Origin of the sequence: Anabaena sp. 90, from assembly GCF_000312705.1 — a bacterium.
Taxonomy (GTDB): Bacteria; Cyanobacteriota; Cyanobacteriia; order Cyanobacteriales; family Nostocaceae; genus Dolichospermum; species Dolichospermum lemmermannii.
In genome coordinates, this window is sequence record NC_019439.1 from 383,810 (window position 1) to 409,453 (window position 25,644).

Below are 25,644 nucleotides of genomic sequence, written 5' to 3' on the forward strand. Positions count from 1 at the left end.
TGTTCGTTGTTCGTTGTCAGTTGTCAGTTGTTAGTTGTCAGTTGTTAAGGAACAGGGAGGACAGAGAAAGAAATTCTTACCCATTACCCATTACCTATTACCCATTACCCATTACCCATTACCCATTACCCATTCCTTAGTCAATTTGAATACTTGTTGGTGAATTTCCTCCGGGTGGTGTGATTCCTGGTAATGGGTTTCTAAATTGTGAATAGATGCGATCGCGCCAAGCAAAAAATGCTTCATAATCAGGATTATTGGCTATGCTGGACAATCCTTTCCCTCTCAGAGATACTGGTAAATCCAAATAAGCACCATCGGGAAACTTCAAAAGCATTGATAAACTAGCAACTGTTAAATCAGCTAAAGTTGGTTCATCACCTGTTAAATAAGGACTACCTACCAACAATTGGGTAATAATATCCAAATCTTGTTTTAAGCTAGTAACAGCCGCATTTACCACATCTGGTGTAAAACCGACACCAAAACCCAGCGCTGACAGAAAATCACCAGGAACACCTTCGATAACACTTCTGAGAATATCTGGAGTGGAAACTGGTAACAACGACTTACGAAAACTCTGATCTTGACTAATAGCTGCAAATAGAGCCTTTCTACCTTTAGCACCGATTGACTCATCAGCCCAATCTTCCAATAATAAAGTCAAAGCGCGTTTTTTGGGATCTATCGGTATCAGCAGACGATCTGGGTATTCTGAATCTAAATATTTAGCGATTTCTGTAGAATCAGCAATATATCTATTGCCATCTTTTAACACTGGAACTTGTTTTTGTCCAGTCAAGCGAAATAATTCTAGCTGGCCAATGCCTGGTGCAACTTCGATTTTGCGATACTCCAGTCCTTTATAATCTAAGAGTAAACGAACTTTTTCGGAAAATTGAGATAGTTCCCACTGATATAGTTCTAGCATATTGTATATTCTGCAACTTGTTTAGTTGTTAATTTTATAATTGTATCCTTAATTCTTAGCATTTTTCCTGTGAATTTATCATTTTCTGGGTTGAGTTGTTGCCCATCAAGTTGAAAGTTACTCGAATTTGTGTGATAATTAAACTCGGATTGTTATGCCTGTCAATTGATTGAGCATTTTTCCAGACACTTGAGATTTTCAAAATAGTTCACAGCATAAAATTGTTGAAATTGTTGAAATTGTTGAAATTGTTGGATATTATAATATTCCTACTTCTGACTACCGACTTCTAAATTCTTTGATAACTTTACCTAAATTTTTACAAAAAATCTTGTTCCTCAGTCAAGAACCTTTTTAGTTGGCAGAATGTGATAAATCTTGATATAACTTATATGCAATCAATACAAACAAAATTTATGAACGCTAATTACAGCAAATTATTGACCAAAATTACTGCAATCATGGGATTAATGAGTATCGGTCTTTTGACTACTATCCCATCTCCAGCGAAAGAAGTCCGCAATCCCAATTCCAGACCAAGTATTTTCAACGAACCGCTCTACAATCGTGGTAAAAAGCCCAGTGAAACTGCACCAGTTACCACACCCACACAGCCAGAAACAGAAGTTCCCACTGTTAAACCCACCCCAACAGCACCTCTAACCGAAACAAAAGAAACCAGAAACCTAGTAGTGTTAGCTAATGCTAATGGATCTTTTACAACCCTGATCAAAGCTTTAGCAGCAGCAGGACTGACAGATACTTTACAGGGAGATGGTCCTTTTACCATTTTTGCTCCCACAGATGAAGCATTTAAGAAACTTCCAGCAGAAGCGTTACGGGATTTATTGAAGCCAGAAAATAAGGAAGTATTGGTGAAGGTTTTAACTTATCATGTAGTCTCTGGAAAGGTACTCTCTGGAGATTTGAAATCTGGAGAAATAAAAAGCTTACAAGGAGATCCTATTACTGTTAAAGTTGATAGTGATGGTGTACAAATCAATGATGCAAAGGTAATCAAGCCAGATATTGAAGGTAGCAACGGAGTTATTCATCAAATTGATAATTTGATTCTACCTCCTAGTTTATAGATTTTTAGTATTTGATTGATCAAAATCCGTAAGTTAAAATCCCCAAATTCTCGAAAAAAATCGGGGATTTTACTATGGGAAAAGACTCAGTTTAAACTGGACTTTTTTGAAGAAATAGCCATCAAACTAACGAGCTTTAGCAGTAGTCTTAGCTTCAGTTTGCTTCGCTTCTTGAACTAACTGCATCATCAACTGTTCCAGCTTTTGTGCTGTCTGTTCTTCTTGGTGTAAGTTTTGCTCTAACAACTGGACAACTTGGTTTTGTCCCATTTGTTCCGCTACCTTAATTAAACCACGATAACAAGCTATTTCCAATTGTTCAATCTTACTATGCCATTCTGCCAATCCTAAGTCAATAATTTTGGGATTATCGGCAGCTAAAAGGGCAAATTTTTGACCTTCACTAATTAAACCAACCGCAAGATCACAGGTAATTCGTTGTGGTTGCTCTCCTAAAATAGATAAAACCTGTTTCAGGTTTTCGATATGCTGTTCAGTTTCTGGAAGATGTGGCTCAATCACAGCTTTCAATTTACTATTTTGACAACATTGCCACATCATTTGCTGGGCTTCTAAGAAGCGATTTTCAGCATCGTACATGATGTTCATTTCATAGATAAACTGCTGTTGTAAGCTGGTGATTTTTTTCGTCCCTGGACGCTCGCTAACTAAAACCATGATGATTCTCCTAATGGTATTTCGCTGCCTTTAACAGTCGTTCCATTAACCCTACGTCTAGTCCGACCAATTCTCTTCTTACTAAAGACACAGTAAGGGTGTGAAGTTTAATTGTGATTGCAGTGACAATATCAGACAAAAGTCTGAACTATGATTTATGTGATTAATTTGATTTAGATGATTAATGGGTTTTTTATCCCCAAAATCATGCAAATCATCCAAATCATCCAAATCACAGTTTAGACTGCTGAAAGCTGCTGTATCCACTACTTAAGTGCTATTGAGGAAATTTCATTTTAAAGCTTCCTTCAACAAATCCCGATGTAAAAAAGCTCCATTTATTAAAGATTGAATTTTATGAGGTGACAAAGATTCACCATGATAATAATAATTAATCCAACTTTTACTAATTAAATGTATATCATCTGGTAAATCCTTTAAATCCCAACCAGGTATTTCTAAATCTTCCATTAATCGGTTAACTTTGGGATCATAACTCAATGCAAAACAACGTGAACCTTCACTTGCTGCCATAATTAAACTATGGAGACGCATTCCTATGGACATTTCCACACCGCGAAATACACCTTTTAAAATTTGTGGATCTTCGGAACAAATAACTCTACTCACATCTGGTAATTGAGTATGAATTTTTTCCGCAATTCCTAGATCTTCACTTTTTTGAAATGGCAATAATAAAATAAAAGCTTGGGTTTCTTTCTGCAAATTAACTAAAGCTTGAGTTAAATTTGCTAACCTGTTTTCTGTCAATTGAGGATGATTTCTTAACGTAACTGCAATTCTGGGTTTTGGTAAATCTACTAATTCTGGGACTGGCTTTGAATCTAACGCCCAAACCGGGTCAGGGGCAAGGATATGGGGTATACTCCAATCTGATAATAACCGAGAACTGGAGCGATCGCGCACACTCACTTGAGTACAACCTGTAAAATTTCCCTTTGCTAACCAACGAGTTTGGAAATGCAACAAAGGACCTATACCCTGTCCCCAAGCCACAGTTTTCAAACCCATCACTTGAGCTAAAGCCATCAATCCCCCATAATAAAAAGGGCTAATCAGACTGGTAGCATCTTGAATTAAACTACCACCACCCCAAACAAAAGCATCACAAGAACGCAAAGCCTTGATAACCTGTAAAACCGCCATGCGGTTGTAACATTCCACACCATAACGCCGATGAGTTTCTTCAGGATTTCCAGAAAGCACCACAGGAGTAACATCAAGTGGTAGCATTTGCAGAAGTGTGGCTAACAAAGCTTCATCACCACCATTACCCTTACCGTAATACCCAGACAATAAAACCCGCATTTTCCCCATTTTAAATTTTAGATTTTAGATTAATTATGCACGCCCTTTCGATTCCCACCTGGATAATTCATATTTCTAGCGTCATTGAGTGGATAGCCGCAATTTGGCTAATTTGGATATACGGTGAACTTACAGAAAATCGGAGTTGGTGGGGATTGTCCTTTGCCATGTTACCAGCTTTAATTAGCGCAATGTGTGCTTGTACTTGGCATTATTTCGACAATTCCGAATCATTAGAATGGTTAGTCACCCTACAAGCTACCATGACATTAGTTGGTAACTTTACTCTCTGGGCAGCAGCTTATCTAATTTGGCGTTCTACCAAGTCTACAAGCCCCATTGAGACACAATCTATCAAATCAGAACAATGATATCAAAAGAAACCCTCTTTGCCCTTTCTCTCTTTCCCTATCTGGGTTTCTTGTGGTTTATTAGCCGCAGTCCACAAATGCCACGTTTAGCCCTATATGGATTTTACGGCACATTGGTATTTGTCGCCATCACCATCCCCGCTGCCATTTACGCCAAAGTCCAGTACGGAGAACAACTAGCCAATGTAGACTGGTTACATGGCAGTGCCGAAGTTTTTTTAACCCTTGCTAACATCTTACTAGTCTTAGGTTTTCGCCAAGCAGTACAGGAATTAGGGAACAGGGAACAGGGAACAGGAAACAGGGAATAGAAAGAATTACCAATTACCAATTACCAATTACCAATTACCAATTACCAATTACCAATTACCAATTACCAATTACCAATTACCAATTACCAATTACCAATTATGGAAGTAATCCCCGCAATTGATTTACTAGAAGGTCGCTGTGTGCGACTATATAAAGGAGACTACGAGCGATCGCAAGTATTCAGCGAAAACCCCGTTGAAGTAGCGAAAATGTGGGCAGACCAAGGCGCGACAAGACTACATTTAGTTGATTTAGACGGCGCAAAAGCTGGGAAAATCGTCAACTTAGCAGCTATTGAAGCCATTAGAAATAATCTTGATATACCCATTGAAGTTGGGGGCGGATTGCGCGATCGCTCCAGTGTTGTACAATTATTTAATCTGGGAGTAAATTGGGCAATTCTGGGAACTGTCGCCGTCGAACAACCCCAGCTAGTCCAAGAACTCTGTCAAGAATTTCCCCAACAAATTATTATTGGCATAGATGCCCGTAACGGCTTAGTTGCAACTCGTGGTTGGTTAGAAACATCAACAGTATTAGCCACTCAACTAGCAGTACAAATGCAAGAACTAGGTGCAGCAGCCATCATTTACACTGATATCAACCGTGACGGCACACTAGAAGGCCCAAATTTAGACGCATTACGAGAACTCGCAGCGGCAATTTCCATACCCGTAATTGCTTCCGGTGGTGTAAGTTCTGTCACCGATTTATTAAGTTTATTAGCTTTAGAACCCCAAGGGGTAACAGGTGTGATAGTTGGTAAAGCCTTGTATACGGGTGATATTATCCTCAAAGAAGGATTACAAGCTATTGGTCCGGGAAGACTGCAAGATATACCACCAGATTTCAGTATTTCTAGCATTGCTTAAAATGAATTAGCAATATAAAAAAACCTGTAGGGGCGCAGGGTCTGCGCCCTTGATTGTATTGATTATTGCTAGTATTGTATTAGGATTATATTTACTCAATAAATTAGTAATTTTATGCCAAGAAAAGACCAGGGTTGGGTGACATTTCAAACATCCGAAGAAGAACGCAAGATATTAGAAGAATTTTGTCAAAACTCCCAGCGGACTAAAACTGAGATTTTGCGGGAATTAGTGCGGGGACTTAATAAATATTCATCACCGTCCATATCATTATCAACTTCACAGGAAAAAGCAGAAACTAAGCATCCTGAATTTGAAATTGTTAGTCCCAAAAAAGCATTAAAAGTGAGTTCGCGTAATGTTTTGAAAGGAGTAGTGAAACGAGTCACAACTGGAAGTGTAAATACAGAAATAACTCTAGAAATCGTTCAGAAAGTTGAGTTAACTTCCATGATTACTAGAGTTTCCGCTGAAGAATTAGAATTATCTGAAGGTACAGAAGCCTATGCTGTGATTAAATCTAATGATATTGTGATTGCAAAAGATTAGAAATACTTAACTTAGATTCCCGACTTCTTTAAGAAGTCGGGAATCTTTTTGTTTACTAAGCTTCGATTTTTACACCTTTCCAGAAAGCAACATAACCTTCGATATTTTTAGCTTTCTCTTTGGTGCTAGGATAGTACCAAGCTGCATCTTTGTTAACTTGTCCATTAACTTCAACACTGTAGTAACTAGCAACTCCTTTCCAGGGACAAGTGCTGTGAGTGCTACTGTCTTGAAAATATTCTTTCTTGATAGAGTCAGCAGGGAAATAATGATTTCCTTCCACAACTACGGTATTATTGCTTTCGGCTAAAATAGCGCCATTCCAAATTGCTTTCATGATGTGAGTTTGAAAAAAGTTAACAATTTATATTGTGACATTTAAAATAACTATTTATTTACGTGATATACTGAAATTTGGTAAAAGTTTTGCGAAATAGCAATCACAAGTATCGAAATAAATTTTAGTCCTGCTAAATTTAAAGACTGTGAAAAAAACCGATGAAATAGTCCAGAAACTTGTTAATTGGAAATTAGATTAAGTAAGTAGACGAAAATAAATCAAAGTAGATTAAGTAATGTAAAAAATCTGGAGATGATTTCGTAGTAAGGGCTTCAGCCCTCAAATGAGGAATAAATTCCTCGTATCATTCTTGATTTCTGAAAAAAAATATTTTTCCCTCGCAAGCGAAAGAGTCAAAGTCTAAAAAACTACAAAATCCATGAAGAACTACAAGCAACTCGAAACCCGTAGGTGTTATGTTCCTGTCCTGAATTAGCGTAAAGACGACGCATGGAACGACAATTTGCCAGACCAGTATACCAAGAACCACCGCGAAGAATTCTTCCTTTTGGATTATGACTTGTATTTATCCATGCGCTTCCATCTGTAGGCGCACCTTCATAGCTATCATGCCAATGGTCTTGACACCATTCCCATACATTTCCGTGCATATCGTATAATCCAAACCTATTAGCAAACTTCATACTACCTACTTCTGTTGTTTCCTGTCGATAATCTCCTTCACCACCATATTTGCCATTATAGTTAGCCAAATCTGTTTTCAGTGTTTCACCAAAATGAAATGCTGTTTTTGTCCCAGCGCGACAAGCATATTCCCATTCTGCTTCACTAGGAAGGCGGTATTGTTTTTTAGTATGATGTAAGAGGCGCAAGCAGAACTCCTCCGCATCATCCCAAGAAACGCACTCAACAGGGCGATTTGCTCCTTGAAAATGAGATGGGTTAGGATTTAGTTCTCGATTTATTTGTGGGAAAGAAGCTACTGCTTTCCACTGCGCTTGAGTGACAGGATACCGACCGAAACAGAAAGATTGTACAGTTACACCATGTTGTTCTCCTTCTCGTCTGAGAGGATGTTTGAAAACTTTCTCGTGTGGGATCTGACACCCGCAGATCCCCCTAAATCCCCCTTAAAAAGGGGGACTTTGAGGAATTTAGCCCCCCTTTGTAAGGGGGGTTGGGGGGATCTCGATTAATTCTGATACTTTTCAAACATCCTCTGAAATAGTCTTCATTATATAGTTTACACAACCTCTCAATTTCATCCTCTGTTGTTCCCATCTGGAATATTCCACCTGGGATAGATATCATTTCTAGGGTTACATTATTATCTAACTTTTCAATAAAGTATTTAGCTTCAATTTTTACTTCTTTAGTTTCTTTGCTTTTGTAACTAACTTTGTTTTTCCTATCTATAATAGCAATTTCAAAATTAAAAGGCTGAATGAATGGCGAAGCATCACATAACATTGGACAAGCATAAGCATCAAAATTATTTTCATGCTTTTTTCCTTCGATATTTCTCAGAATAAAATTATTTTGCGACTTTTGAGGGATTGCTTGATATGTTGCTTTATCAACATACAACCAACCAGGTTCTGCTGCTGTAACCATTCGAGAAACTGTAAACAAAACACGATGTCCTATTATTTTATCAATATTTGATTGAGATTTATCATATAAAACTTTACCAGTTGCTGCGGCAATACGAAATAATCGCTTCTTGTTGTCTTGTTGATTATAATTATCAACCAAATTACGAAAATTTTCTACAAATGTATATGCCTTATCTACATCCTTAAATGATATGCGATAACCATCTCCACCTAAAGAATGTATTTCATTATATTCATGGATTTCATGATTTTCAAAAGTTTTATTAAAAGCATTTTTAACAAATTCTCTAATCTTATAAACAAAGATTTTCGTACCTTCTACACCTAATTCATCTTCAATAAAATTAGTTGATTTTGAAGACTGAAATAAATCAAGTTGAACTACAGTTAATCGAATGTTTTCTTCTGACATGATAGGTGCTTTTATTTTCTGTGAGTAAATCTAAATTGATGAAATTGGGAATATTAAATATAGTTTGCTGTAGGGGTTGAGCATTGCTAAACCCTTACAGAATGTATATGTTTACATTATATATATTTCGTTTTTGTTGTCAAAAATCATTGAAGATATCATGAAAATCACAAACGCCGATAAATAACCAAACTTATCAGAATTGAACAGGGAATTATTAAAATAGAAGTAATTAAAACTTTTATCGCATAGGTAAAAACTTCAAACTTCAAAAAAGCAATTTCGGCATTAATAGTAATTTGTGCAGCAATATCTTTATATTCCTTGTATTCTACTTTAGTTATATCTACACTACCCTTGAAATAGGGTTCGTTCAATACTTCCAGTAATTCATCCGGTTTATATTTCTGTAAATGTCCAAAATACCAAAAATTATCTTTTATTGGATCTTGAGAATGTGATTTTTTATTTTGTCTATCTCGCAACCACAAAAGATCCTCTAGATTTGTTTTAGGCAAAAAAGACAGGGAACAAATCAAAGCGCAAATACAAAGAAAAATCGTTGTTAACAACAACCCGAAATTTAAAGAATTGGGAATATTTTGTGCTGTAGCTAAAAGAGTGATAGTTGCAGTAATAGCAGCGCCAGAAAAAGCCAGCAGAACACCATTTTTAGCCTCTGCAAACTTCAGCCACTCATTCACATTCTGGAAAATTGCTAAAAGCTTAGTAGAAACCTCATCCATAATAAATTTTTATGTATATAAAGCAACGTGAGTACATAATATCATTACAAATACAGATATTATCACTTTACGTCACTTTTTTATAACTCTGGATAGAAGAAATTTTAGAAAATTAATAAAATTCAACACTTTAATTTTTATCCTGTTCATCCTTTAATCCTGGACATCCTGATTCAGACATTTTCCTATCTATAAATTCTAGCGTTCCCCATTCCCCCAACGTGCGTTAAAATTCTAATATCTTCATCACAACTCAGACACGCAGCAGCCATCTACCATGCTTCAGTACCCCCACTTAGAAAAAGCCTTAAAACATCACTTTGGTTATGATCAATTTCGCCCTGGACAAAGGCAAATTATCGAAGATGCCTTAGAAAATCGTGATTTAATGGTAGTCATGCCCACAGGTGGGGGTAAGTCTCTGTGCTTTCAATTACCAGCACTTTTGAAACCAGGTTTAACAGTCGTAGTCTCACCATTGATAGCCTTAATGCAAGATCAAGTAGAAGCACTGCGAACTAATAACATTTCTGCCACATTTCTGAATAGTAGTCTTAATGCCTATAAAGTTCGCTCCCGTGAAGAAGCGATCATGAATGGTAAAATAAAATTACTTTATGTCGCCCCAGAACGCCTCGTTAGTGAACGATTTCTCCCGCTTTTAGACGTAGTTAAAGAAAAAGTCGGAATTTCCACCTTTGCCATAGATGAAGCCCATTGTGTCTCAGAATGGGGGCATGATTTCCGCCCAGAATATCGGCAATTAAGATTACTCAGAAAACGTTATCCTGATGTACCGACAATTGCTTTAACTGCTACCGCTACAGATAGAGTCAGGGCTGATATTATCGAACAATTAGGATTAAAACAACCCAGCATTCATATTGCCAGTTTTAACCGCCAAAATCTTCATTATGAAGTCCGTTCTAAAAGTAATCGTGCTTATGCAGAATTATTAGAAATAGTTAGAGAAAATGAAGGTTCAGGAATTATCTATTGTTTAACTCGCAAAAAAGTTGATGAAATAACTTTAAAACTCCAAAATGATAAAGTTTCAGTTCTCCCTTATCATGCTGGTTTAAGTGATGAGGAAAGATCAAAAAATCAAACTCGGTTTATTCGGGATGATGTGCGAGTAATGGTGGCTACGGTTGCTTTTGGGATGGGGATTAATAAACCCGATGTGCGGTTTGTAGTTCATTCCGATTTACCGCGAAATTTAGAAAGTTATTATCAAGAATCAGGACGAGCCGGCAGAGATGATGAACCTTCCAAATGTACACTTTTTTTCAATTATGGTGATATTAAAACCATTGAATGGAGTATTAATCAAAAACCAGATCCCCAAGAACAATTAATAGCTAAACAGCAACTAAGACAGGTAATTGATTATGCAGAAGGGACAGACTGTAGACGCACAATTCAATTAAGTTATTTTGGCGAAAGATTTCCGGGAAATTGTGGAAATTGTGATAATTGTCTTTATCCTAAACCTGTCCAAGATTGGACAATTGAAGCCATGAAATTTCTATCTTGTGTGGCCAGGTGTAAAGAAAGATATGGAATGTTACATATTATTGATATATTAAGAGGCGCAAAAAATCAGAGAATTGTTGTTAATAAACATGATCAACTTTCTACCTATGGAATTGGCAAAGATAAAACAGTAGATGAATGGCGAATGTTAGGAAGATCACTTTTACATCAAGGGTTAATAGAACAAACCGCAGACGGTTATTCAATTTTAAAACTTAATGCTTTGAGTTGGGAAGTAATGCGAAAACAACGCCCAGTTTCCATTGCTGTTCCTATAGCAAAGAAAACTACTTGGGAAGAGGAAAATGTCAAAGCAGCAGATGTAGAAGTGCTAATGCAAAAATTGCGATCGCTTAGGAAAGAACTCGCAGACGAACAAGCAGTACCACCCTACGTCATCTTCCATGATTCTACCCTCAAATTAATGGCACAAAGCCAACCAAAAACCTTAGATGAATTTGGCAATCTTTCCGGGGTTGGTAGTCATAAATTATCTCAATATGGCGAAAGATTCTTAGCAGAAATTCAAAAATACCGCCAAGAACAAGGGTTACAAGAAAAGACTATTAATCGAGTTAGTTCCTCACCTCATTCTCACTCACCTTCTGATACAGAATTAACAACATTGGAATTATATAACCAGGGTTTGAGTATTGAAAACATCGCTAAACAACGCAACGTTAAAACTGCCACAATTATCAATCATCTCTCCAATTTAATTGAGAAAAAACAACCTGTAGATTTAAGTAAATTAGTCCCCTTAGAACGCCAAAAGAAAATCTGGAACGTTTTAGAAATTGTTGGTGATATTGCCCTCACACCCATTCGGGAAAATTTAGGTGAAAGCTACAGTTTTGACGAAATTCGTTTAGTTAGAGCAAAATGGCGCAGAGAAAAACAAAAAACCATTAAAGATGATATTGATTTTTAGTTTTTTGCCGATAAAGCCAGAGATAGCAGCTTTGGTAAAACCAAACAAATAGCCGTATTCAATATTGTTAAAAATAGACCATCAATTAAACTCATAAATAACTCTCCCTGTGATAACTACATCTTGATTTTGCATTCTAAACACCATTTTTGAATTTTTGAATGTCTTTGACTTGCATAAGTAAATTAAATACTTGCAACTTTTCTATTCCCTGTTATGTATAGCAATCCTGTCTGATTTGTGAAAATTGATGTTTTTACCGAGAATTACAGCGGTTTCCGCTCTTATGAGGGACAAAGTTGAATCATGAAACTCTTGTAGTGCGGGCATCTTGCCCGCTAGATATGTACCTCATAACACCAGGAAGTGCTGTATGAATAGCGCAGAGAAGAAAATAAATATATTCACAAATAATTGAGGATTGCTATTATTCGCTAATATTCTCTTTAATTAGGAGAACATTGGGAACAAAAATTCGGACTAAATTTACAAGATTGACTACCAGTTAATCCGTAGGCTGTACAATATGGGAAACTGGTCATTGCCATTTTGGCGGATTTGCAACTAGGAGTAAGGGCAAATGGTTGAGATTGTTGAGGTTTACGAACCAAAACCATAGATAGCAGCTTAGGCAAAGCCAAACAAGCCCCAGCATTGATGACGGTGAGCAATAATACATCCATCAAATCTATAGGGAATCACCCCCAAATGAAATTTACGTGAAAACAGTTTGACTAAAACTAAAATATATGGCAATGTCCTAAGACTCAACCATAGTATTTAGTTTATATAAAATCAGTTTAGCATAGATTTTTCTAGATGTAACGGTGATAATTCAGTAATTTGTCATCAACAATGTGCTTTTAACGTATTAGACATCTCCAGAAAAGAATGTAGAGACGTTCCATGGAACGTCTCTACAAGGGTTGTAAGTCACGCATATTTAATTTTCACCAGATGTCTATTAAATACCGTTATATTAAATTGAAAAAATCACCAATTTAAATTTAACATCAGCATCTATGACAAAAACCCAATCTGCAACTTCTTTCTTAGCTAACATTTCTGAGCGGGAAAGCCTGGCTTTACAGAGTTTAGTAGATTACACAAATGTGGAGTCACTCCCAGAAATTTGGACTTTAGCTGCCAGGAAATTTGGTAATATTGTTGCCCTGCATAACCCCCACTCCAAACCAGAAGTAAAAATTACCTATAGTCAGTTGTCAGGGCAAATTCAACAATTTGCGGCTGGTTTACAGACATTAGGCATCAATATAAACAATAGCGACACTCTTCCCTATGGTGAACGGGTTTCCCTCATTGCTGATAACAGTCCCCGCTGGTTTATTGCCGATCAAGGTATAATGACCGCTGGAGCGGTAAATGCAGTCCGTAGCGCCCAAGCAGAACGAGAAGAATTACTCTATATTATTTCCCATAGTGGCAGTACCGCATTAGTAATTGAGGATCTCAAAACTCTAAATAAGTTAGGAGAAAGCTTAAATGAATTACCGATTAAGCTGGTAGTTCTCCTTTCTGATGAAGCACCACCCACAGAACGCAATTTTCCAGTGGTGAACTTTTCCCAATTATTAGATATTGGTAGTAACAACACTTTAATAGCTACCAAACAAAGCAGCGAAAGTTTAGCAACCCTAATTTATACCTCTGGTACTACGGGAAAACCTAAAGGTGTGATGCTATCTCACAAAAATTTGCTGCACCAAGTTAAAAGTTTGGGGGTGGTTGTCCAACCCAAAAAAGGTGATACCGTCCTCAGTATTCTGCCCACATGGCATAGTTATGAACGCAGTGGAGAATATTTCTTACTTTCTCAAGGTTGTACCCAAATTTACACTAATTTGCGTTCTGTGAAAGGGGATTTAAAGAAATTTAAACCCAATTACATGATTGCTGTTCCTCGACTATGGGAATCAATTTATGAAGGAGTGCAAAAACAATTCCGCGAACAACCAGCCAAAAAACAAAGTTTGGTGAAGTTCTTACTAGAAACGAGCCAGAAATATATTGAAGCACGGCGTATTTGCCAGGGATTGAGTTTAAATCACATTCACGCTTCATTTATTGAACGTTCCCAAGCCAAAATAACAGAATTGGGTTTATTATTATTCCATGCACTCGGTGAAAAATTAGTTTATACCAAAGTGCGAGAAGCTACTGGCGGCAACATCAAGCACGTTATTAGCGGTGGTGGGGCGCTACCTGCATATATAGATAACTTCTTTGAAATTGTTGGGGTGGAAATTTTACAAGGTTATGGTTTAACAGAAACCTCACCAGTAACTAATGCTCGTCGTCCTTGGCGAAATTTACGGGGTTCTTCAGGACAACCAATTCCCGGTACAGAAGTGAAAATTGTCAATCCTGAGACTCGTCAACCTCTACCAGTGGGAGAACGGGGTTTAGTCCTGCTCAAAGGGCCACAAATCATGCAGGGCTATTATCAAAATCCCGAAGCCACAACCAAAGCCATAGACACAGAAGGTTGGTTTGATAGCGGTGATTTAGGTTGGGTAACTCCTGAAAATGACCTAGTATTAACAGGTAGAGCAAAAGACACCATTGTTTTAACCAATGGGGAAAACATCGAACCCCAGCCCATAGAAGATGCTTGTTTAAGATCACCCTATATTGACCAAATCATGTTAGTAGGGCAAGATCAACGGAGTATTGGCGCTTTGATTGTTCCCAACCTAGAAGCCTTAGAAAAATGGGCAGAAACTCAAAATAATAGTCAAAAAATTGACTTAGAGAGTAAAATAGTCCAGGATTTGTTTCGTCAGGAATTAAATCGGGAAGTTCAAAACCGTCCCAGCTACCGAGCCGATGATCGTGTTGGACCGTTCAAACTCATTGAGGAAGAATTCTCAATTGAAAATGGACTCATGACACAAACGCTCAAAATCCGTCGTCACGTTGTCATGGCCCGATATTGCGATATTATTAACGCAATGTTTGCCAAATAATTCCCTAAATCGCAGATAATCTTTCAGAACTTAATGGAGATATAGGGAAGCAGCCCCGCAGAGGGGAATGGGAAGAAAATTCTTCTTTTTTTCTTTCTTTTTTTCTCCTGACTCCTGACTCCTGACTCCTGACTCCTGACTTCCCCCAAACTACAAACTATTTAAGAGTGAACGGACAATTTTTATGGATGTTTCCAACCCTCAATTGCTTTTAAAACGCCCGATTAATGTCAAAGCCATAGTTACTAGTCTCTGGAAAGAGGAAGTACAACAGCAACTACAAGGTCAAATTAATCAAGTTGACCAACAACTGCAACAATTAGACGTTGAAGGACAAAGAGCAGTTAGCGCCATTCAAAAACAGAGTGTGCAACCACCAGGACCCCAAACACTCCAACAAATTGACAACATTCAACTGCAAGTCAATCAAAAGAAAAGTGAACTTCTAGAGCAGAAAAACCAAATGCTGCAAAACCTCCAGCAAGTACAATTATTGGAATTAGATCAAGAAGTTAATCAATTTCAAATGGAAAGCTTTTTCCGGATTGAACTAGGTGATAATTTGATTAGTAAAATGCAGGTTGAAGTTGTCCTCCGTGATGGTATTGTCGAAGAAATTCGCGGAGACATCTAACATTAGCACTGAAGTAGAAGTTTAGCATATCTCGTTCCCAGTCTCTGACTGGGAATGCTATCACAGAGGCTCTGCCTCTACAGTTATCAAAGCTCATCCATGAAGTTGACACCAATCATTATCACGCTTAACCACTACCCTAGTAGGGGGGGAAATTAATAATTGAGGGGGTTGACAAATGATTTTGAATTTGTTATCATAGAATTGATAAGGAAGAACTATCTTCTCATAAAAATCTATTCAATTCCCCAAAACCGCTAACAATCAAGTAATCGGTTGTGTTTTGTCCAAAAAAACAGATAGTTATCATCAATCTGATTTTTCCAAAAAATCACCCACTTGATCACAAAACTGTTAAAATTCGTAGATTGAAGTCCATATATAATTGATTCTGAAACCACCATATCATGAGCATTAACGAAGTATTTATGCCAGCGCTGAGTTCCACCATGACCGAAGGCAAAATTGTCTCCTGGGTCAAGTCGCCTGGAGATAAAGTGGAGAAAGGCGAAACAGTGGTGGTTGTCGAATCAGATAAAGCTGATATGGACGTGGAAACCTTCTATGAAGGATATCTTGCCCATATCATTGTTCCCGCTGGTGAAACCGCCCCAGTCGGCACAGCGATCGCATACATTGCCGAAACAGAAGCAGAAATAGCCACAGCCCAGTCCTTAGCCAACGCAGACGGTGCTGCTGCCCCCTCCACACCTGCCCCCGTACCCGCTGCCGCCATTGCCGCCCCTGCCACCCCATCTCAAAATGGTTCTAACCATGAACCCGGCAGAGTCGTCGTTTCACCCCGCGCTCGCAAACTAGCCAAAGAACTCAAAGTTGATTTAAATACCCTCACAGGTAGCGGTCCCTACGGTCGTATTGTGGCGGAAGATATAGAAGTGGCAGTCGGTAAAGTTCAACCCGTTACTACCCCCGTTGTCACTCCCGCACCTGCACCTGTAGCCGCACCTGTACCCGTAGCTGCACCTGCACCTGTTGCCACACCAGTAGTTAGTAGTGCCGTTCCTGGTCAAGTAGTACCATTCACAACCTTACAAAATGCCGTAGTTCGGGGCATGGTAGCCAGTTTATCTGTACCTGTGTTCCGTGTCAGTTACACAATTAGCACCGATGGACTCGATAAACTTTACAAACAAATTAAGTCTAAAGGTGTGACAATGACCGCGCTATTAGCCAAAGCTGTAGCCATAACATTACAAAAACACCCCATCCTTAATGCCAGCTACTCAGATCAAGGAATTGTCAATCACCCTAATATTAACGTTTCTGTTGCCGTAGCCATGGATGATGGTGGTTTAATCACACCCGTTTTACAAAATGCAGATGCAGTTGATATCTACTCTTTATCTCGCAATTGGAAATCTTTAGTAGAACGCGCTAGAGCTAAACAACTACAACCAGTAGAATATAACAGCGGTACTTTTACACTTTCCAACTTAGGAATGTTTGGTGTAGATACCTTTGATGCCATTTTACCCCCCGGACAAGGTTCTATTTTAGCCATTGGTGCATCACGTCCCCAAGTAGTTGCCACACCTGATGGATTATTTGGTGTGCGTCAACAAATGCAAGTTACAATCACCTGTGATCATCGCATTATTTACGGCGCTGATGCTGCCGGATTCTTGCAAGACTTAGCGAAGTTGATTGAAACGAATCCCCAATCTTTGACAATGTAAGAGACTAATACCCAGATTCCCGACTTCTGAGAGAAGTCGGGAATCTAAAAAGGGGATCTATAAAAAATATAAACATATACAAATTCCAGATTCTAAGAACTAACATTAAAACAAACGATTAATTAAAAAGTTGGTGTGTGTAATGGCAACTAAAAAACAATTCAACAGCTTTGAAGAAATGCTTTCTGGTTCAGATGTACCCGTGTTAGTAGACTTTTATGCCGACTGGTGTGGTCCTTGTCAAATGATGGTACCCATTTTAGAAAAAGTCAACCTTGAACTGAAAGATAGATTACGGATTGTGAAGATTGACACAGAAAAGTATAAAGAATTAGCCAGTCAGTATGGCATTGCCGCTTTACCAACCTTGGTACTATTTAAACAAGGAAAGCCCGTAGATAAAATTGAAGGTGTTATGCAAGCCGCACAGTTAGTACAACATCTACAACCACAACTTTAAATAGGGTTTTAAAATAGAGATGCAAAATTCCGCGTCTCTATAACAGCAACTTTCAGTGTATTTCTTCCTTTGCGCCTTTGCTCCTTTGTGCCTACCCTGCGGGATCTCTAAGAGAGATTGCGCGAAACAAAATTCGCGCTATCTTAAATAAAGAAGATCCAAGGAGTGCATCTTTTTATGAAAGGCAAACAAGTTTTACTTACAGGTGGCACAGGGGGACTAGGTTTGGGTGTAACACCCGCAGTTATAGCCCAAGGTGCAGACGTAACTATTCCTTATCGTAGTCCTAAAGATGTAGAACGTCTCAAAGGAATTATTTCCCCTGCGGATTTTGCCAGAATTCATTTTATTCCTGCTAATTTAGAAGATGAAGCCTCAGTAGAGAAACTTATCAGTCGCATGACAAAAGTAGATGTATTAATTCATTTAGTCGGTGGTTTTTCTATGGGAAAAACTCACGAATACAGTTTTTATGATTGGAAACAACAAATAGATTTAAACTTAAATACAACTTTTTTGACTTGCAAATATAGCCTCAAAAGTATGTTAGAAAATGGCTATGGGCGGATTGTGACTGTAAGTTCCCGCGCTGGGGCTGAACCTGCGGGAAATTTGGCAGCTTATTCTGCGGCTAAAGCTGGGGTGATAGCCTTAACAAAAGCGATAGCCGATGAAACCAAAGGGACTAACATTACAGCTAATACCATTCTCCCCAGTGTCATTGATACCCCCGCTAACAGAGTAGGTACACCCGCAGAAATCGCTGATAAATGGGTAAAACCCGAATCTATCGCCCAAGTTATCTGTTTTTTAGCCTCAGAAGCAGCCAAGGATGTCCGTGGTGCAGCAATTCCCGTTTATGGTAGTTTGTGAAATATACCAGCAATTGACTTTTTTCGAGAATCTGCGATAATCTTCCATTAAGACTAATAATCGAAATTTTCAAAGCTAAAATACAGGTATTACTTAACTACAACTTAGCATGAAATTCAATGTCACGATTGATCGAGATGAAGATGGTGTCTGGATTATTGAATGTCCTAGTATTCCTGGTTGTATTAGTCAAGGAGCGACAAAAGAAGAGGCTTTAGAGAATATTCAAGATGCGATTTCTGCTTGCTTACAGGTTAGGGCAGAAATGGGGTTGCCATTGACTGTTGAAACTAAATAAGTAGAAGTCTTAGTATAGTTATGGCATCAAAATTACCTGTTCTGAGTGGACAAGAAGTAGTTCGCACTTTTGAAAAGCTGGGCTGGCGATTTGCACGCCAAAGTGCAAGTCATATCATTTTGGTCAAAGAAGGTGAAATGGTAACTTTGTCTGTTCCTGATCATCATGAGGTGGCAAAAGGGACTTTACGTGGACTGATACGAACTGCTGGGTTAACAGTAGAAGAATTTATTGCCAATGTTTAAATATATGGTTTATATCGCTTGTAAACGATACAAATGCTTTTGCAAGCGATATAACCCACTAAAAAAGAAACAAGAAAAATGCAGTTGGGGTAGTCGGTCTTTGACGAGTTTAGGCATCAACAATTAGCAACGCCCAAGGTCAGGACTAAACACAAAGCGTCACCTCAACAATTGTCCACCTAGGGAACCGCTACATCAGGGTTGGCAGTGCGGGTTTTTGATGCTATGCTTTTTCTAGCTTTCCATCTTGCGGCCAAAAGTAGAGCGCCGACTGCGGGAATGGTAGCGCTTCCGGAAATATCGAAAGGAACTCCTTTCGCATTGAACTTGTCCACATCAACAGGTGATTTTCCTTCTTCCAATGTAAAATAAGATGGGCTAAACAGGGAAGGATTTGTATTTTTAAATATTTTATATTTTGTTCCACCATCCATTTCCCAGCTTACACCACCCCCTCCAAAAAGACCCCCGGAAATTGGCCATGTATTATCGTTTGATAAGAATCCCCCTGCATCAATTATTTTCTTGATTTTTTTTCCCCCGAATTGACCACTCCAACTTGTTATTAAATTACCATCTTTAGTAAATGTTCCACTCCCTGAATTTTTAAGTCCAACCCCATTAATAGTCCACTCATATGTTGTAATAGGTATACCAGAAGCAGGAGACATTAAAGCAAGGACACCAGCAGCAGCACTACCAACAACTAAAGGCAAAAGACGAGATAGAGTAAATTTCATAGCAATATTCAGACGAGTTGTTTGGTGCATTCTGAAAACCCATAATTGACTTTATATCACACACACAACACTGCGAATTATACGTACTATATTTATTTGAAATTTTTAACTTTTCTTATCATTTCACTTTTTTTATTAATTCAACTGGCGCAGAGACGGAACTTGGGTGAAAATTCATGACAGTTTGCGAGATAATTACGAGATCCCAGCCCATCAGAAGCCATAATCGTAATCGCAAGTGAAGTCTAATTGCCTCTTGCCTCTTACCTCTTACCTCTTACCTCTTACCTCTTTCTAAATGCTATCCTGTAGCAAGTAGCAATGCTGTTATCATTGGATATTCCTGATTTACAATTATTGCAATTGGATTGTTGACCTGATTTAGCACCAAGCTAAAAGCAGTATTATCATATCATAATAAATTTACAAAACACGCAACAGGAGACGAGTAACGCATGGGCAAGGTAGTTGGCATCGACTTGGGTACAACCAACTCAGTAGTCGCCGTCATGGAGGGTGGCAAGCCGGTGGTGATTGCCAATGCAGAAGGAATGCGAACAACCCCCTCCGTAGTTGGCTTTAGTAAGGAAGGCGAAAGGGTTGTGGGGCAAATGGCCAGACGGCAAACCGTCCTTAATCCTCAAAATACCTTTTTTGCGGTAAAACGCTTCATTGGGCGCAAGTATGGGGAATTAAACCCAGATTCTAAGCGTGTTCCTTACACTATTCGCAAAGATGAAATTGGTAATATTAAAGTTGCCTGTCCCCGGCTAAATAAGGAATTTTCCCCAGAAGAAATTTCGGCTATGGTGCTGAAAAAATTAGCTGATGATGCTAGTCGTTACCTGGGTGAACCTGTTACCGGGGCTGTGATTACTGTTCCGGCTTATTTTAATGATTCCCAACGCCAAGCTACCCGTGACGCGGGCAGAATTGCGGGTTTAGATGTTTTACGGATTCTCAACGAACCCACAGCCGCATCTTTAGCTTACGGATTAGATCGAGGTTATACAGAAACTATTCTTGTGTTTGATTTGGGTGGGGGAACTTTTGATGTGTCTCTACTAGATGTGGGTGATGGCGTATTTGAGGTTAAATCTACCAGTGGAGATACTCAACTCGGTGGTAATGATTTTGATCGAAAAGTAGTTGATTGGTTAGCGGAACAGTTTTTAGAAGCAGAAGGTGTAGATTTAAGACGCGATCGCCAAGCTTTGCAACGGTTAATGGAAGCCGCAGAAAAGGCGAAAATTGAACTTTCGGCGGTTAGTGTCACCGATATTAATTTACCCTTCATTACCGCCACGGAGGACGGTCCAAAACACCTAGAAACTCGGCTGACGCGATCGCAATTTGAAGGTTTATGTGTAGACTTACTGAGTAGATTAAGAACACCAGTTAAGCGGGCGTTAAAAGATGCCGGAGTTTCTCCTGTAGATATTGAAGAAGTCGTATTAGTTGGTGGTTCTACGAGAATGCCCATGGTGAAACAGCTAGTTCAAGATTTAATTGGCATTGAACCCAACGAAAACGTCAATCCTGATGAAGTCGTCGCTGTGGGTGCAGCTATTCAGGGCAGTATTCTCGCTGGGGAACTTAAAGATGTTCTCCTCTTAGATGTTACACCCCTATCTATGGGCTTAGAAACCATCGGTGGTGTCATGAAAAAACTCATCCCCCGCAATACAACTATCCCAGTCCGTCGTTCTGACATCTTTTCTACTTCTGAAAATAACCAAAATAGCGTAGAAATCAATATTGTCCAAGGTGAAAGGGACATGGCCACAGATAACAAATCATTAGGACGGTTTAAACTCTATGGCATTCCTCCCGCACCCAGAGGCATTCCCCAAGTGCAAGTATCTTTTGATATTGATGCTAATGGGATTCTCCAGGTAACAGCCCTAGATCGAACTACTGGCAGAGAACAAAGCATTACTATTCAAGACGCTTCTACTTTAAGTGAGTCAGAAGTTAACCGCATGATTCAGGATGCTCAAAAATACGCCAATGTTGATAGAGAAAGGAAGGAACGAGTTGAAAAACGGACCCGCGCCGAAGCGTTAATATTACAAGCAGAACGACAACTGCGAGAAGTAGCTTTGGAAATGGGAATGCAATTTGCCCGCAACCGTCGTCAACGCATTGATAATATTTGCCGGAATTTACGAGAAAGTTTACAAGCTGACGAAGATCGCGGTATTGATCAGGCTTATGCTGATTTACAAGATGCTCTGTATGAACTGAATAGAGAGGTCCGTCAGTATTATGCTGAGGATGAAGATGAAGATTTATTTGGTGCTATCCGGGAAATCTTTGTGGGTGAAAAAGAAAAAGAACCGCCAAGGGATGTTTACAGAGATAACTATCGCCAACGAGATTCATCTAACCGAGGTGTTAACAGGGACTATGGCAGGGAAAATCAAAATCGTTCTCCTAATTATGAAAGTCGTCCCACTCGCAGCAAACGCCCTAGCTATCAGGATAACTGGGATGATGACGATGATTGGTTATAATTCGATTTTAGATTTTAGATTAACTATATTTGATCTACATTCAAAAATCTTTCCCAATATTTGATTTGCAGGGTCAGTCATAAGTAGAAGCGCAACTGAGAACTGACCACTGTACGGGCGAAGCATTTGGAGAACTATTTTTGGCAATGACCGATAATTTATCTTCTAAATGCCCCTACTAACAACTGACAACTGTACGGGCGAAGCATTTGGAGAACTATTTTTGGCAATGACCGATAATTTATCTTCCAAATGCTTCAACTGACAACTGACCACTGTACGGGCGAAGCATTTGGAGAACTACTTTTGGCAATGACCGATAATTTATCTTCCAAATGCTTCAACTGACAACTGACAACTGTACGGGCGAAGCATTTGGAGAACTACTTTTGGCAATGACCGATAATTTATCTTCCAAATGCTTCAACTGACAACTGACCACTGTACGGGCGAAGCATTTGGAGAACTATTTTTGGCAATGACCGATAATTTATCTTCCAAATGCTTCGCCCCTACTGACAACTAACATTTAACAGATTATGCAAAATTTGCAGAACTTTCGGGATTATTACGAAATTTTAGGGGTTTCTAAAGATGCCACCAGTGAAGAAATCAAGAAGGTTTATCGGCGTTTAGCTAGACAATATCACCCTGACCTTAATCCTGGGAATAAGGAAGCTGAGGAGAAATTTAAAACCATTGGTGAGGCTTATGAAATCCTTTCTGATTCTAGCAGGCGATCGCAATATGACCAATTTAGCCGCTATTGGCAACAAAACGGCTTTGCTGGCAATAAACAAACTCCCAAGCCAAAAGGTTGGGATAACCGCGCTAACGCTCGTTCTAGTCAAGAAGTAGACCCCAGCCAATTTAACGATTTTGAAAGTTTTGTTAATCAAGTAATTGGTGTCAGCAATCGCAAAGATCCCAAAAGTAGTCCCGGAAGTACCAGCACTAGCGACCCCTTTCGCAGTCCCAGAACCAAAGTTTCATATACAGTTAATACCCCGCCACCCCGTGCCACCCGTCGGGATATCGAAGCTAGATTAACCTTACCTTTAGAAAAAGCTTATCAAGGTGGTAACGAAAGAATCCGTTTAGAAGATGGACGTTCTCTCGAAGTGACTATGCCCCCAGCTATGGTAACAGGGCAAACTATCCGCTTACGAAATCAGGGAATTAGTGGTGGTGATTTATACTTAAAAATTACCGTTGATCCTCATCCTTTGTTTAAGTTAGAAGGCATTAATATCTTCTGTCAAGTACCTGTGACTCCCAGTGAAGCAACTTTAGGCGGACAAGTCGAAGCACCTACCCTTGATGGTCCAGTGAAAATGACCATTCCTGCTGGTGTCAGGTCTGGGCAAAGATTCCGTCTTGGTAATAAAGGCTACCCTGGCGAAACTGGTCAACGTGGTGATCAATTAGTGGAAATTCAGATAGTAACTCCCAAAAATATTAGTCCTCAAGAACGAGAACTTTATGAAAAATTACGAGAAATAGAAACCTTTAAACCTCGCGCTGATTTAATTTAACAATAAAACAAACTACAGAAGCAACAAGAGAAATTAATTTCTCCACAGATGGCTCAGATGCAGAGTGGGTAGAGAATTTTAGATTCCTGGATCTGTTACCATGAAAATAGATCCTCCACTAACTTGCAGCTATGACCGTCAGCCAAAATATTGAACCCGGTTTAGATGTAATATTTCCACCAAGTAATCTAGAAAGTGACGAACCACCTTTGGAATCATCTTTACATCTACAACAAATGCTACTACTAATCCAATGTCTCAATTGGTGGTGGCGAGATATAAATAAAATTAATAATTATTTTGTTGCTGGGAACATGACTGTTTATTATAGTCCTCGGCAAATTAAAACTAAAGATTTTCGTGGTCCAGATTTTTTCCTAGTGCTGGATACAGAAAACCGCGAGCGAAATAGTTGGGTAGTCTGGGAGGAAGGTGGTAAATATCCTAACTTAATTATAGAATTGCTTTCTCCCTCCACTGCTTCCACTGATAAAGGGTTAAAAAAACAAATTTATCAAGATATTTTCCGCACACCTGAATATTTCTGGTTTAATCCGCAAAATTTAGAATTTGCTGGTTTTATCTTGTTTGGTGGAACATATCAACCCATAGAACCTAATCCTCAAGGTTTATTATGGAGTCAGCAGCTAAATTTATATTTGGGTGTCCATGACGGTAAATTGCGTTATTTTCTGCCAGAAGGACAGTTAATGCTAACACCAGAAGAATATGGAGTACAAGCAACCCAACGTGCAGAACAACAAGCCCAACTCACAGAAGAAGCAACCAAACTCGCAGAACAACAAACCCAGCGTGCAGAACAACAAACCCAACTCGCAGAACAAAAAGCCCAACTCGCAGAACAACAGGCTCAACGTGCAGAACAACAAACCCAAATCGCAGAGGAAGCAACCCAACGTGCAGAACGTTTAGCTGCCAAACTCAGAGAATTGAATATTGACCCCGACATTTTATGAAATTAGGACAGCAATTCTCATTTTGAACTGAAACCCATCTCAGTTGGAAAAACTTAAACAAGAGAATAGGCTTTTTAGAGAAAGTTATTGAGAAATATTTTTAATAGGTCGCACAAAATTTCCAAAATGAGAATTGCTGATGTTTTGTGGCTATTTCTGCTATAGCTACCCAAGAGATTTAGAATAGAAAAAAACTTATTTGAGCAAAGTGACTCAAAAAACCGTAAACCAAAATGAGGAAGTCCCACACAGCAGCGAAATTACCTATTACTCCCTGCTAGGACTCTATCCTGGAGCATCAGTAATTGATATTCGTCGCGCTTATCGAGAACTGAGCAAACTCTATCATCCAGATACGACAGAATTACCTGCTAATATTGCTACTGCTAAATTTCAGCAAATAAACACAGCCTACGCTACCCTCTGTAACCCAGAACGACGATTGAGCTATGATTTGAAAGTGGGTTATTCCCGTTTTGACGTAATTCAAGCACCACCCGATTTAAACCAGTCTGTACATAAGCCTTACGATTTTTCCAAATCAATGTATCTCGATGCTACAGATCGCCCTTTGTCTTCTGGAGAAATATTTGTATTATTTATTTTGGGGTTGACCATTGTTGGTTGTATGCTATTAGCGATTGCGATCGCCATTCTCCGTGGAGAAGCAATCAGTTAAACTCAATTTCTCACCTCTAAAATCACCAATAATTTTGAATTGAATTGAATTGCTTATGCTTTCCGCTAATACACCACTGTATAGTCATTCTCTACCACAAATTGAACAATGGCTAAAAAACCAAGGTTGTCAACAAGACGATACCCAACTACATTGTTGGCGTGTCCAACGATCTAGTTGGGAAGCGGAACTTTGGTTAGATACTGAACAAATTACAGTTCGCTATTTTCAAATAGGAGAAACCCGTCAAGATATTCAACGTTCCTTTAAATATTCCCTGAGTCGGGAAGATATCGAAGAAGCCGTTTTTTCAGGGCCATAATCTAAT

At 38.9% G+C, this 25,644-nt stretch carries 29 protein-coding genes; 19 read left to right on the top strand and 10 right to left on the bottom strand.

The genetic code is table 11. The features are described from left to right. Positions 1-34 precede the first annotated feature (34 nt). The gene (locus tag ANA_RS28350; RefSeq protein ID WP_256380221.1) at positions 35-163 is read left to right on the top strand and encodes a hypothetical protein; all 129 of its coding nucleotides are present in this window, start codon (positions 35-37) and stop codon (positions 161-163) included. On the opposite strand, the gene ANA_RS20550 is transcribed toward ANA_RS28350, so the two are convergent. Beyond that, positions 137-931: a glutathione S-transferase family protein gene (locus tag ANA_RS20550; RefSeq protein ID WP_015083345.1), complete on the bottom strand. Its 795-nt coding sequence runs from the start codon at positions 929-931 to the stop codon at positions 137-139. The two genes, ANA_RS28350 and ANA_RS20550, sit on opposite strands and share 27 nt — an antisense overlap. Before the next feature lie 416 nt (positions 932-1,347). On the opposite strand from ANA_RS20550, the gene ANA_RS20555 reads away from it, so the two are divergent. Then, complete coding sequence (locus tag ANA_RS20555; protein ID WP_015083346.1) at positions 1,348-2,022, top strand: fasciclin domain-containing protein; 675 nt, start codon at positions 1,348-1,350, stop codon at positions 2,020-2,022. 126 nt (positions 2,023-2,148) lie between these two features. Here the strand turns inward: ANA_RS20555 and ANA_RS20560 are convergent, their stop codons facing one another. Both ANA_RS20560 and csaB read right to left on the bottom strand, forming a co-directional pair. Continuing rightward, on the bottom strand, positions 2,149-2,700 hold the full coding sequence (locus ANA_RS20560; protein ID WP_015083347.1) for a YciE/YciF ferroxidase family protein: 552 nt from the start codon (positions 2,698-2,700) through the stop codon (positions 2,149-2,151). Between the two features lie 291 nt (positions 2,701-2,991). After that, entirely contained in the window at positions 2,992-4,038 is a 1,047-nt protein-coding gene (gene csaB, locus ANA_RS20565) for a polysaccharide pyruvyl transferase CsaB (RefSeq protein ID WP_015083348.1), read from the bottom strand. A 26-nt stretch (positions 4,039-4,064) separates the two neighbouring features. Between csaB and ANA_RS20570 the strand changes: the two genes are divergently transcribed. The 4 genes from ANA_RS20570 (at position 4,065) to ANA_RS20585 (ending at position 6,133) form a co-directional block, all read left to right on the top strand. Beyond that, positions 4,065-4,400 carry a DUF2499 domain-containing protein gene (locus tag ANA_RS20570; RefSeq protein WP_015083349.1) on the top strand — a complete coding sequence of 112 codons (336 nt, stop codon included), beginning with the start codon at positions 4,065-4,067 and terminating at the stop codon, positions 4,398-4,400. After that, positions 4,397-4,711 (top strand): DUF3593 domain-containing protein, encoded by a 315-nt coding sequence (locus ANA_RS20575; protein ID WP_015083350.1) that lies wholly within the window; start codon positions 4,397-4,399, stop codon positions 4,709-4,711. Before ANA_RS20570 ends, ANA_RS20575 begins: the two co-directional genes overlap by 4 nt. Before the next feature lie 99 nt (positions 4,712-4,810). Beyond that, the gene (gene hisA / locus ANA_RS20580) at positions 4,811-5,584 is read left to right on the top strand and encodes a 1-(5-phosphoribosyl)-5-[(5-phosphoribosylamino)methylideneamino]imidazole-4-carboxamide isomerase (RefSeq protein ID WP_015083351.1); all 774 of its coding nucleotides are present in this window, start codon (positions 4,811-4,813) and stop codon (positions 5,582-5,584) included. Positions 5,585-5,698: 114 nt separating this feature from the next. Next, on the top strand, positions 5,699-6,133 hold the full coding sequence (locus ANA_RS20585; RefSeq protein WP_015083352.1) for a TOBE domain-containing protein: 435 nt from the start codon (positions 5,699-5,701) through the stop codon (positions 6,131-6,133). A gap of 55 nt (positions 6,134-6,188) precedes the next feature. On the opposite strand, the gene ANA_RS20590 is transcribed toward ANA_RS20585, so the two are convergent. From ANA_RS20590 to ANA_RS20605, 4 genes are all read right to left on the bottom strand, one after another. After that, positions 6,189-6,473: a DUF427 domain-containing protein gene (locus ANA_RS20590; protein ID WP_041458584.1), complete on the bottom strand. Its 285-nt coding sequence runs from the start codon at positions 6,471-6,473 to the stop codon at positions 6,189-6,191. A 368-nt stretch (positions 6,474-6,841) separates the two neighbouring features. Continuing rightward, complete coding sequence (locus tag ANA_RS20595; protein WP_083881521.1) at positions 6,842-7,549, bottom strand: formylglycine-generating enzyme family protein; 708 nt, start codon at positions 7,547-7,549, stop codon at positions 6,842-6,844. Positions 7,550-7,553: 4 nt separating this feature from the next. Then, a complete protein-coding gene (locus ANA_RS26750) occupies positions 7,554-8,462 on the bottom strand; it encodes a hypothetical protein (RefSeq protein ID WP_041458585.1) in 909 nt (302 codons plus the stop codon). A 167-nt stretch (positions 8,463-8,629) separates the two neighbouring features. Next, positions 8,630-9,208 (bottom strand): hypothetical protein, encoded by a 579-nt coding sequence (locus ANA_RS20605; protein ID WP_015083354.1) that lies wholly within the window; start codon positions 9,206-9,208, stop codon positions 8,630-8,632. A gap of 277 nt (positions 9,209-9,485) precedes the next feature. On the opposite strand from ANA_RS20605, the gene recQ reads away from it, so the two are divergent. Beyond that, positions 9,486-11,675 carry a DNA helicase RecQ gene (gene recQ / locus ANA_RS20610; RefSeq protein ID WP_015083355.1) on the top strand — a complete coding sequence of 730 codons (2,190 nt, stop codon included), beginning with the start codon at positions 9,486-9,488 and terminating at the stop codon, positions 11,673-11,675. Positions 11,676-12,121: 446 nt separating this feature from the next. Here recQ and ANA_RS20615 read toward each other — a convergent pair whose 3' ends face one another. Beyond that, complete coding sequence (locus ANA_RS20615) at positions 12,122-12,358, bottom strand: hypothetical protein (RefSeq protein WP_015083356.1); 237 nt, start codon at positions 12,356-12,358, stop codon at positions 12,122-12,124. 339 nt (positions 12,359-12,697) lie between these two features. Here ANA_RS20615 and ANA_RS20620 point away from each other — a divergent pair, with 339 nt between their 5' ends. The 7 genes from ANA_RS20620 (at position 12,698) to ANA_RS20650 (ending at position 18,869) form a co-directional block, all read left to right on the top strand. Next, complete coding sequence (locus tag ANA_RS20620) at positions 12,698-14,662, top strand: AMP-dependent synthetase/ligase (protein ID WP_015083357.1); 1,965 nt, start codon at positions 12,698-12,700, stop codon at positions 14,660-14,662. A 184-nt stretch (positions 14,663-14,846) separates the two neighbouring features. Beyond that, positions 14,847-15,296: a YlqD family protein gene (locus ANA_RS20625; protein WP_015083358.1), complete on the top strand. Its 450-nt coding sequence runs from the start codon at positions 14,847-14,849 to the stop codon at positions 15,294-15,296. 407 nt (positions 15,297-15,703) lie between these two features. Further along, entirely contained in the window at positions 15,704-16,993 is a 1,290-nt protein-coding gene (locus ANA_RS20630; protein WP_015083359.1) for a dihydrolipoamide acetyltransferase family protein, read from the top strand. A gap of 142 nt (positions 16,994-17,135) precedes the next feature. Next, positions 17,136-17,453 carry a thioredoxin gene (trxA, locus tag ANA_RS20635; protein WP_015083360.1) on the top strand — a complete coding sequence of 106 codons (318 nt, stop codon included), beginning with the start codon at positions 17,136-17,138 and terminating at the stop codon, positions 17,451-17,453. Positions 17,454-17,630: 177 nt separating this feature from the next. Further along, on the top strand, positions 17,631-18,326 hold the full coding sequence (gene fabG, locus ANA_RS20640; protein ID WP_015083361.1) for a 3-oxoacyl-ACP reductase FabG: 696 nt from the start codon (positions 17,631-17,633) through the stop codon (positions 18,324-18,326). 109 nt (positions 18,327-18,435) lie between these two features. Then, complete coding sequence (locus ANA_RS20645; protein WP_015083362.1) at positions 18,436-18,624, top strand: type II toxin-antitoxin system HicB family antitoxin; 189 nt, start codon at positions 18,436-18,438, stop codon at positions 18,622-18,624. A 20-nt stretch (positions 18,625-18,644) separates the two neighbouring features. Then, complete coding sequence (locus ANA_RS20650; RefSeq protein ID WP_015083363.1) at positions 18,645-18,869, top strand: type II toxin-antitoxin system HicA family toxin; 225 nt, start codon at positions 18,645-18,647, stop codon at positions 18,867-18,869. A 179-nt stretch (positions 18,870-19,048) separates the two neighbouring features. Here the strand turns inward: ANA_RS20650 and ANA_RS20655 are convergent, their stop codons facing one another. Beyond that, the gene (locus tag ANA_RS20655) at positions 19,049-19,639 is read right to left on the bottom strand and encodes a hypothetical protein (RefSeq protein ID WP_015083364.1); all 591 of its coding nucleotides are present in this window, start codon (positions 19,637-19,639) and stop codon (positions 19,049-19,051) included. A gap of 425 nt (positions 19,640-20,064) precedes the next feature. On the opposite strand from ANA_RS20655, the gene dnaK reads away from it, so the two are divergent. Further along, positions 20,065-22,125, top strand: coding sequence for a molecular chaperone DnaK (gene dnaK / locus ANA_RS20660; RefSeq protein WP_015083365.1), 2,061 nt, complete (start codon positions 20,065-20,067; stop codon positions 22,123-22,125). On the opposite strand, the gene ANA_RS28355 is transcribed toward dnaK, so the two are convergent. Continuing rightward, on the bottom strand, positions 22,120-22,251 hold the full coding sequence (locus ANA_RS28355) for a hypothetical protein (protein ID WP_256370270.1): 132 nt from the start codon (positions 22,249-22,251) through the stop codon (positions 22,120-22,122). The two genes, dnaK and ANA_RS28355, sit on opposite strands and share 6 nt — an antisense overlap. Before the next feature lie 413 nt (positions 22,252-22,664). On the opposite strand from ANA_RS28355, the gene ANA_RS20665 reads away from it, so the two are divergent. The 4 genes from ANA_RS20665 (at position 22,665) to ANA_RS20680 (ending at position 25,638) form a co-directional block, all read left to right on the top strand. Next, positions 22,665-23,660, top strand: a complete 996-nt coding sequence (locus ANA_RS20665; RefSeq protein ID WP_015083366.1) for a DnaJ C-terminal domain-containing protein — start codon at positions 22,665-22,667, stop codon at positions 23,658-23,660. 131 nt (positions 23,661-23,791) lie between these two features. After that, a complete protein-coding gene (locus tag ANA_RS20670; protein ID WP_015083367.1) occupies positions 23,792-24,637 on the top strand; it encodes a Uma2 family endonuclease in 846 nt (281 codons plus the stop codon). A gap of 208 nt (positions 24,638-24,845) precedes the next feature. Continuing rightward, positions 24,846-25,316, top strand: a complete 471-nt coding sequence (locus ANA_RS20675; protein WP_015083368.1) for a J domain-containing protein — start codon at positions 24,846-24,848, stop codon at positions 25,314-25,316. Positions 25,317-25,371: 55 nt separating this feature from the next. Then, positions 25,372-25,638, top strand: a complete 267-nt coding sequence (locus ANA_RS20680) for a DUF3143 domain-containing protein (protein ID WP_015083369.1) — start codon at positions 25,372-25,374, stop codon at positions 25,636-25,638. The last annotated feature ends 6 nt before the right edge of the window (positions 25,639-25,644 follow it).

Bases quoted from the DNA above. Each gene is read 5' to 3' on its own strand.
- csaB (WP_015083348.1), bottom strand. From the start codon at position 4,038: ATGGGGAAAATGCGGGTTTTATTGTCTGGGTATTACGGTAAGGGTAAT.
- ANA_RS20570 (WP_015083349.1), top strand. From the start codon at position 4,065: ATGCACGCCCTTTCGATTCCCACCTGGATAATTCATATTTCTAGCGTC.
- ANA_RS20655 (WP_015083364.1), bottom strand. From the start codon at position 19,639: ATGCACCAAACAACTCGTCTGAATATTGCTATGAAATTTACTCTATCT.
- ANA_RS26750 (WP_041458585.1), bottom strand. From the start codon at position 8,462: ATGTCAGAAGAAAACATTCGATTAACTGTAGTTCAACTTGATTTATTT.
- ANA_RS20620 (WP_015083357.1), top strand. From the start codon at position 12,698: ATGACAAAAACCCAATCTGCAACTTCTTTCTTAGCTAACATTTCTGAG.
- recQ (WP_015083355.1), top strand. From the start codon at position 9,486: ATGCTTCAGTACCCCCACTTAGAAAAAGCCTTAAAACATCACTTTGGT.
- ANA_RS20605 (WP_015083354.1), bottom strand. From the start codon at position 9,208: ATGGATGAGGTTTCTACTAAGCTTTTAGCAATTTTCCAGAATGTGAAT.
- ANA_RS28355 (WP_256370270.1), bottom strand. From the start codon at position 22,251: ATGCTTCGCCCGTACAGTGGTCAGTTCTCAGTTGCGCTTCTACTTATG.
- hisA (WP_015083351.1), top strand. From the start codon at position 4,811: ATGGAAGTAATCCCCGCAATTGATTTACTAGAAGGTCGCTGTGTGCGA.
- ANA_RS20560 (WP_015083347.1), bottom strand. From the start codon at position 2,700: ATGGTTTTAGTTAGCGAGCGTCCAGGGACGAAAAAAATCACCAGCTTA.
- ANA_RS20645 (WP_015083362.1), top strand. From the start codon at position 18,436: ATGAAATTCAATGTCACGATTGATCGAGATGAAGATGGTGTCTGGATT.
- fabG (WP_015083361.1), top strand. From the start codon at position 17,631: ATGAAAGGCAAACAAGTTTTACTTACAGGTGGCACAGGGGGACTAGGT.
- ANA_RS20670 (WP_015083367.1), top strand. From the start codon at position 23,792: ATGACCGTCAGCCAAAATATTGAACCCGGTTTAGATGTAATATTTCCA.
- ANA_RS20680 (WP_015083369.1), top strand. From the start codon at position 25,372: ATGCTTTCCGCTAATACACCACTGTATAGTCATTCTCTACCACAAATT.
- ANA_RS20630 (WP_015083359.1), top strand. From the start codon at position 15,704: ATGAGCATTAACGAAGTATTTATGCCAGCGCTGAGTTCCACCATGACC.
- trxA (WP_015083360.1), top strand. From the start codon at position 17,136: ATGGCAACTAAAAAACAATTCAACAGCTTTGAAGAAATGCTTTCTGGT.
- ANA_RS20550 (WP_015083345.1), bottom strand. From the start codon at position 931: ATGCTAGAACTATATCAGTGGGAACTATCTCAATTTTCCGAAAAAGTT.
- ANA_RS20625 (WP_015083358.1), top strand. From the start codon at position 14,847: ATGGATGTTTCCAACCCTCAATTGCTTTTAAAACGCCCGATTAATGTC.
- ANA_RS20555 (WP_015083346.1), top strand. From the start codon at position 1,348: ATGAACGCTAATTACAGCAAATTATTGACCAAAATTACTGCAATCATG.
- ANA_RS20585 (WP_015083352.1), top strand. From the start codon at position 5,699: ATGCCAAGAAAAGACCAGGGTTGGGTGACATTTCAAACATCCGAAGAA.
- ANA_RS20665 (WP_015083366.1), top strand. From the start codon at position 22,665: ATGCAAAATTTGCAGAACTTTCGGGATTATTACGAAATTTTAGGGGTT.
- ANA_RS20575 (WP_015083350.1), top strand. From the start codon at position 4,397: ATGATATCAAAAGAAACCCTCTTTGCCCTTTCTCTCTTTCCCTATCTG.
- ANA_RS20650 (WP_015083363.1), top strand. From the start codon at position 18,645: ATGGCATCAAAATTACCTGTTCTGAGTGGACAAGAAGTAGTTCGCACT.
- ANA_RS20615 (WP_015083356.1), bottom strand. From the start codon at position 12,358: ATGGATGTATTATTGCTCACCGTCATCAATGCTGGGGCTTGTTTGGCT.
- dnaK (WP_015083365.1), top strand. From the start codon at position 20,065: ATGGGCAAGGTAGTTGGCATCGACTTGGGTACAACCAACTCAGTAGTC.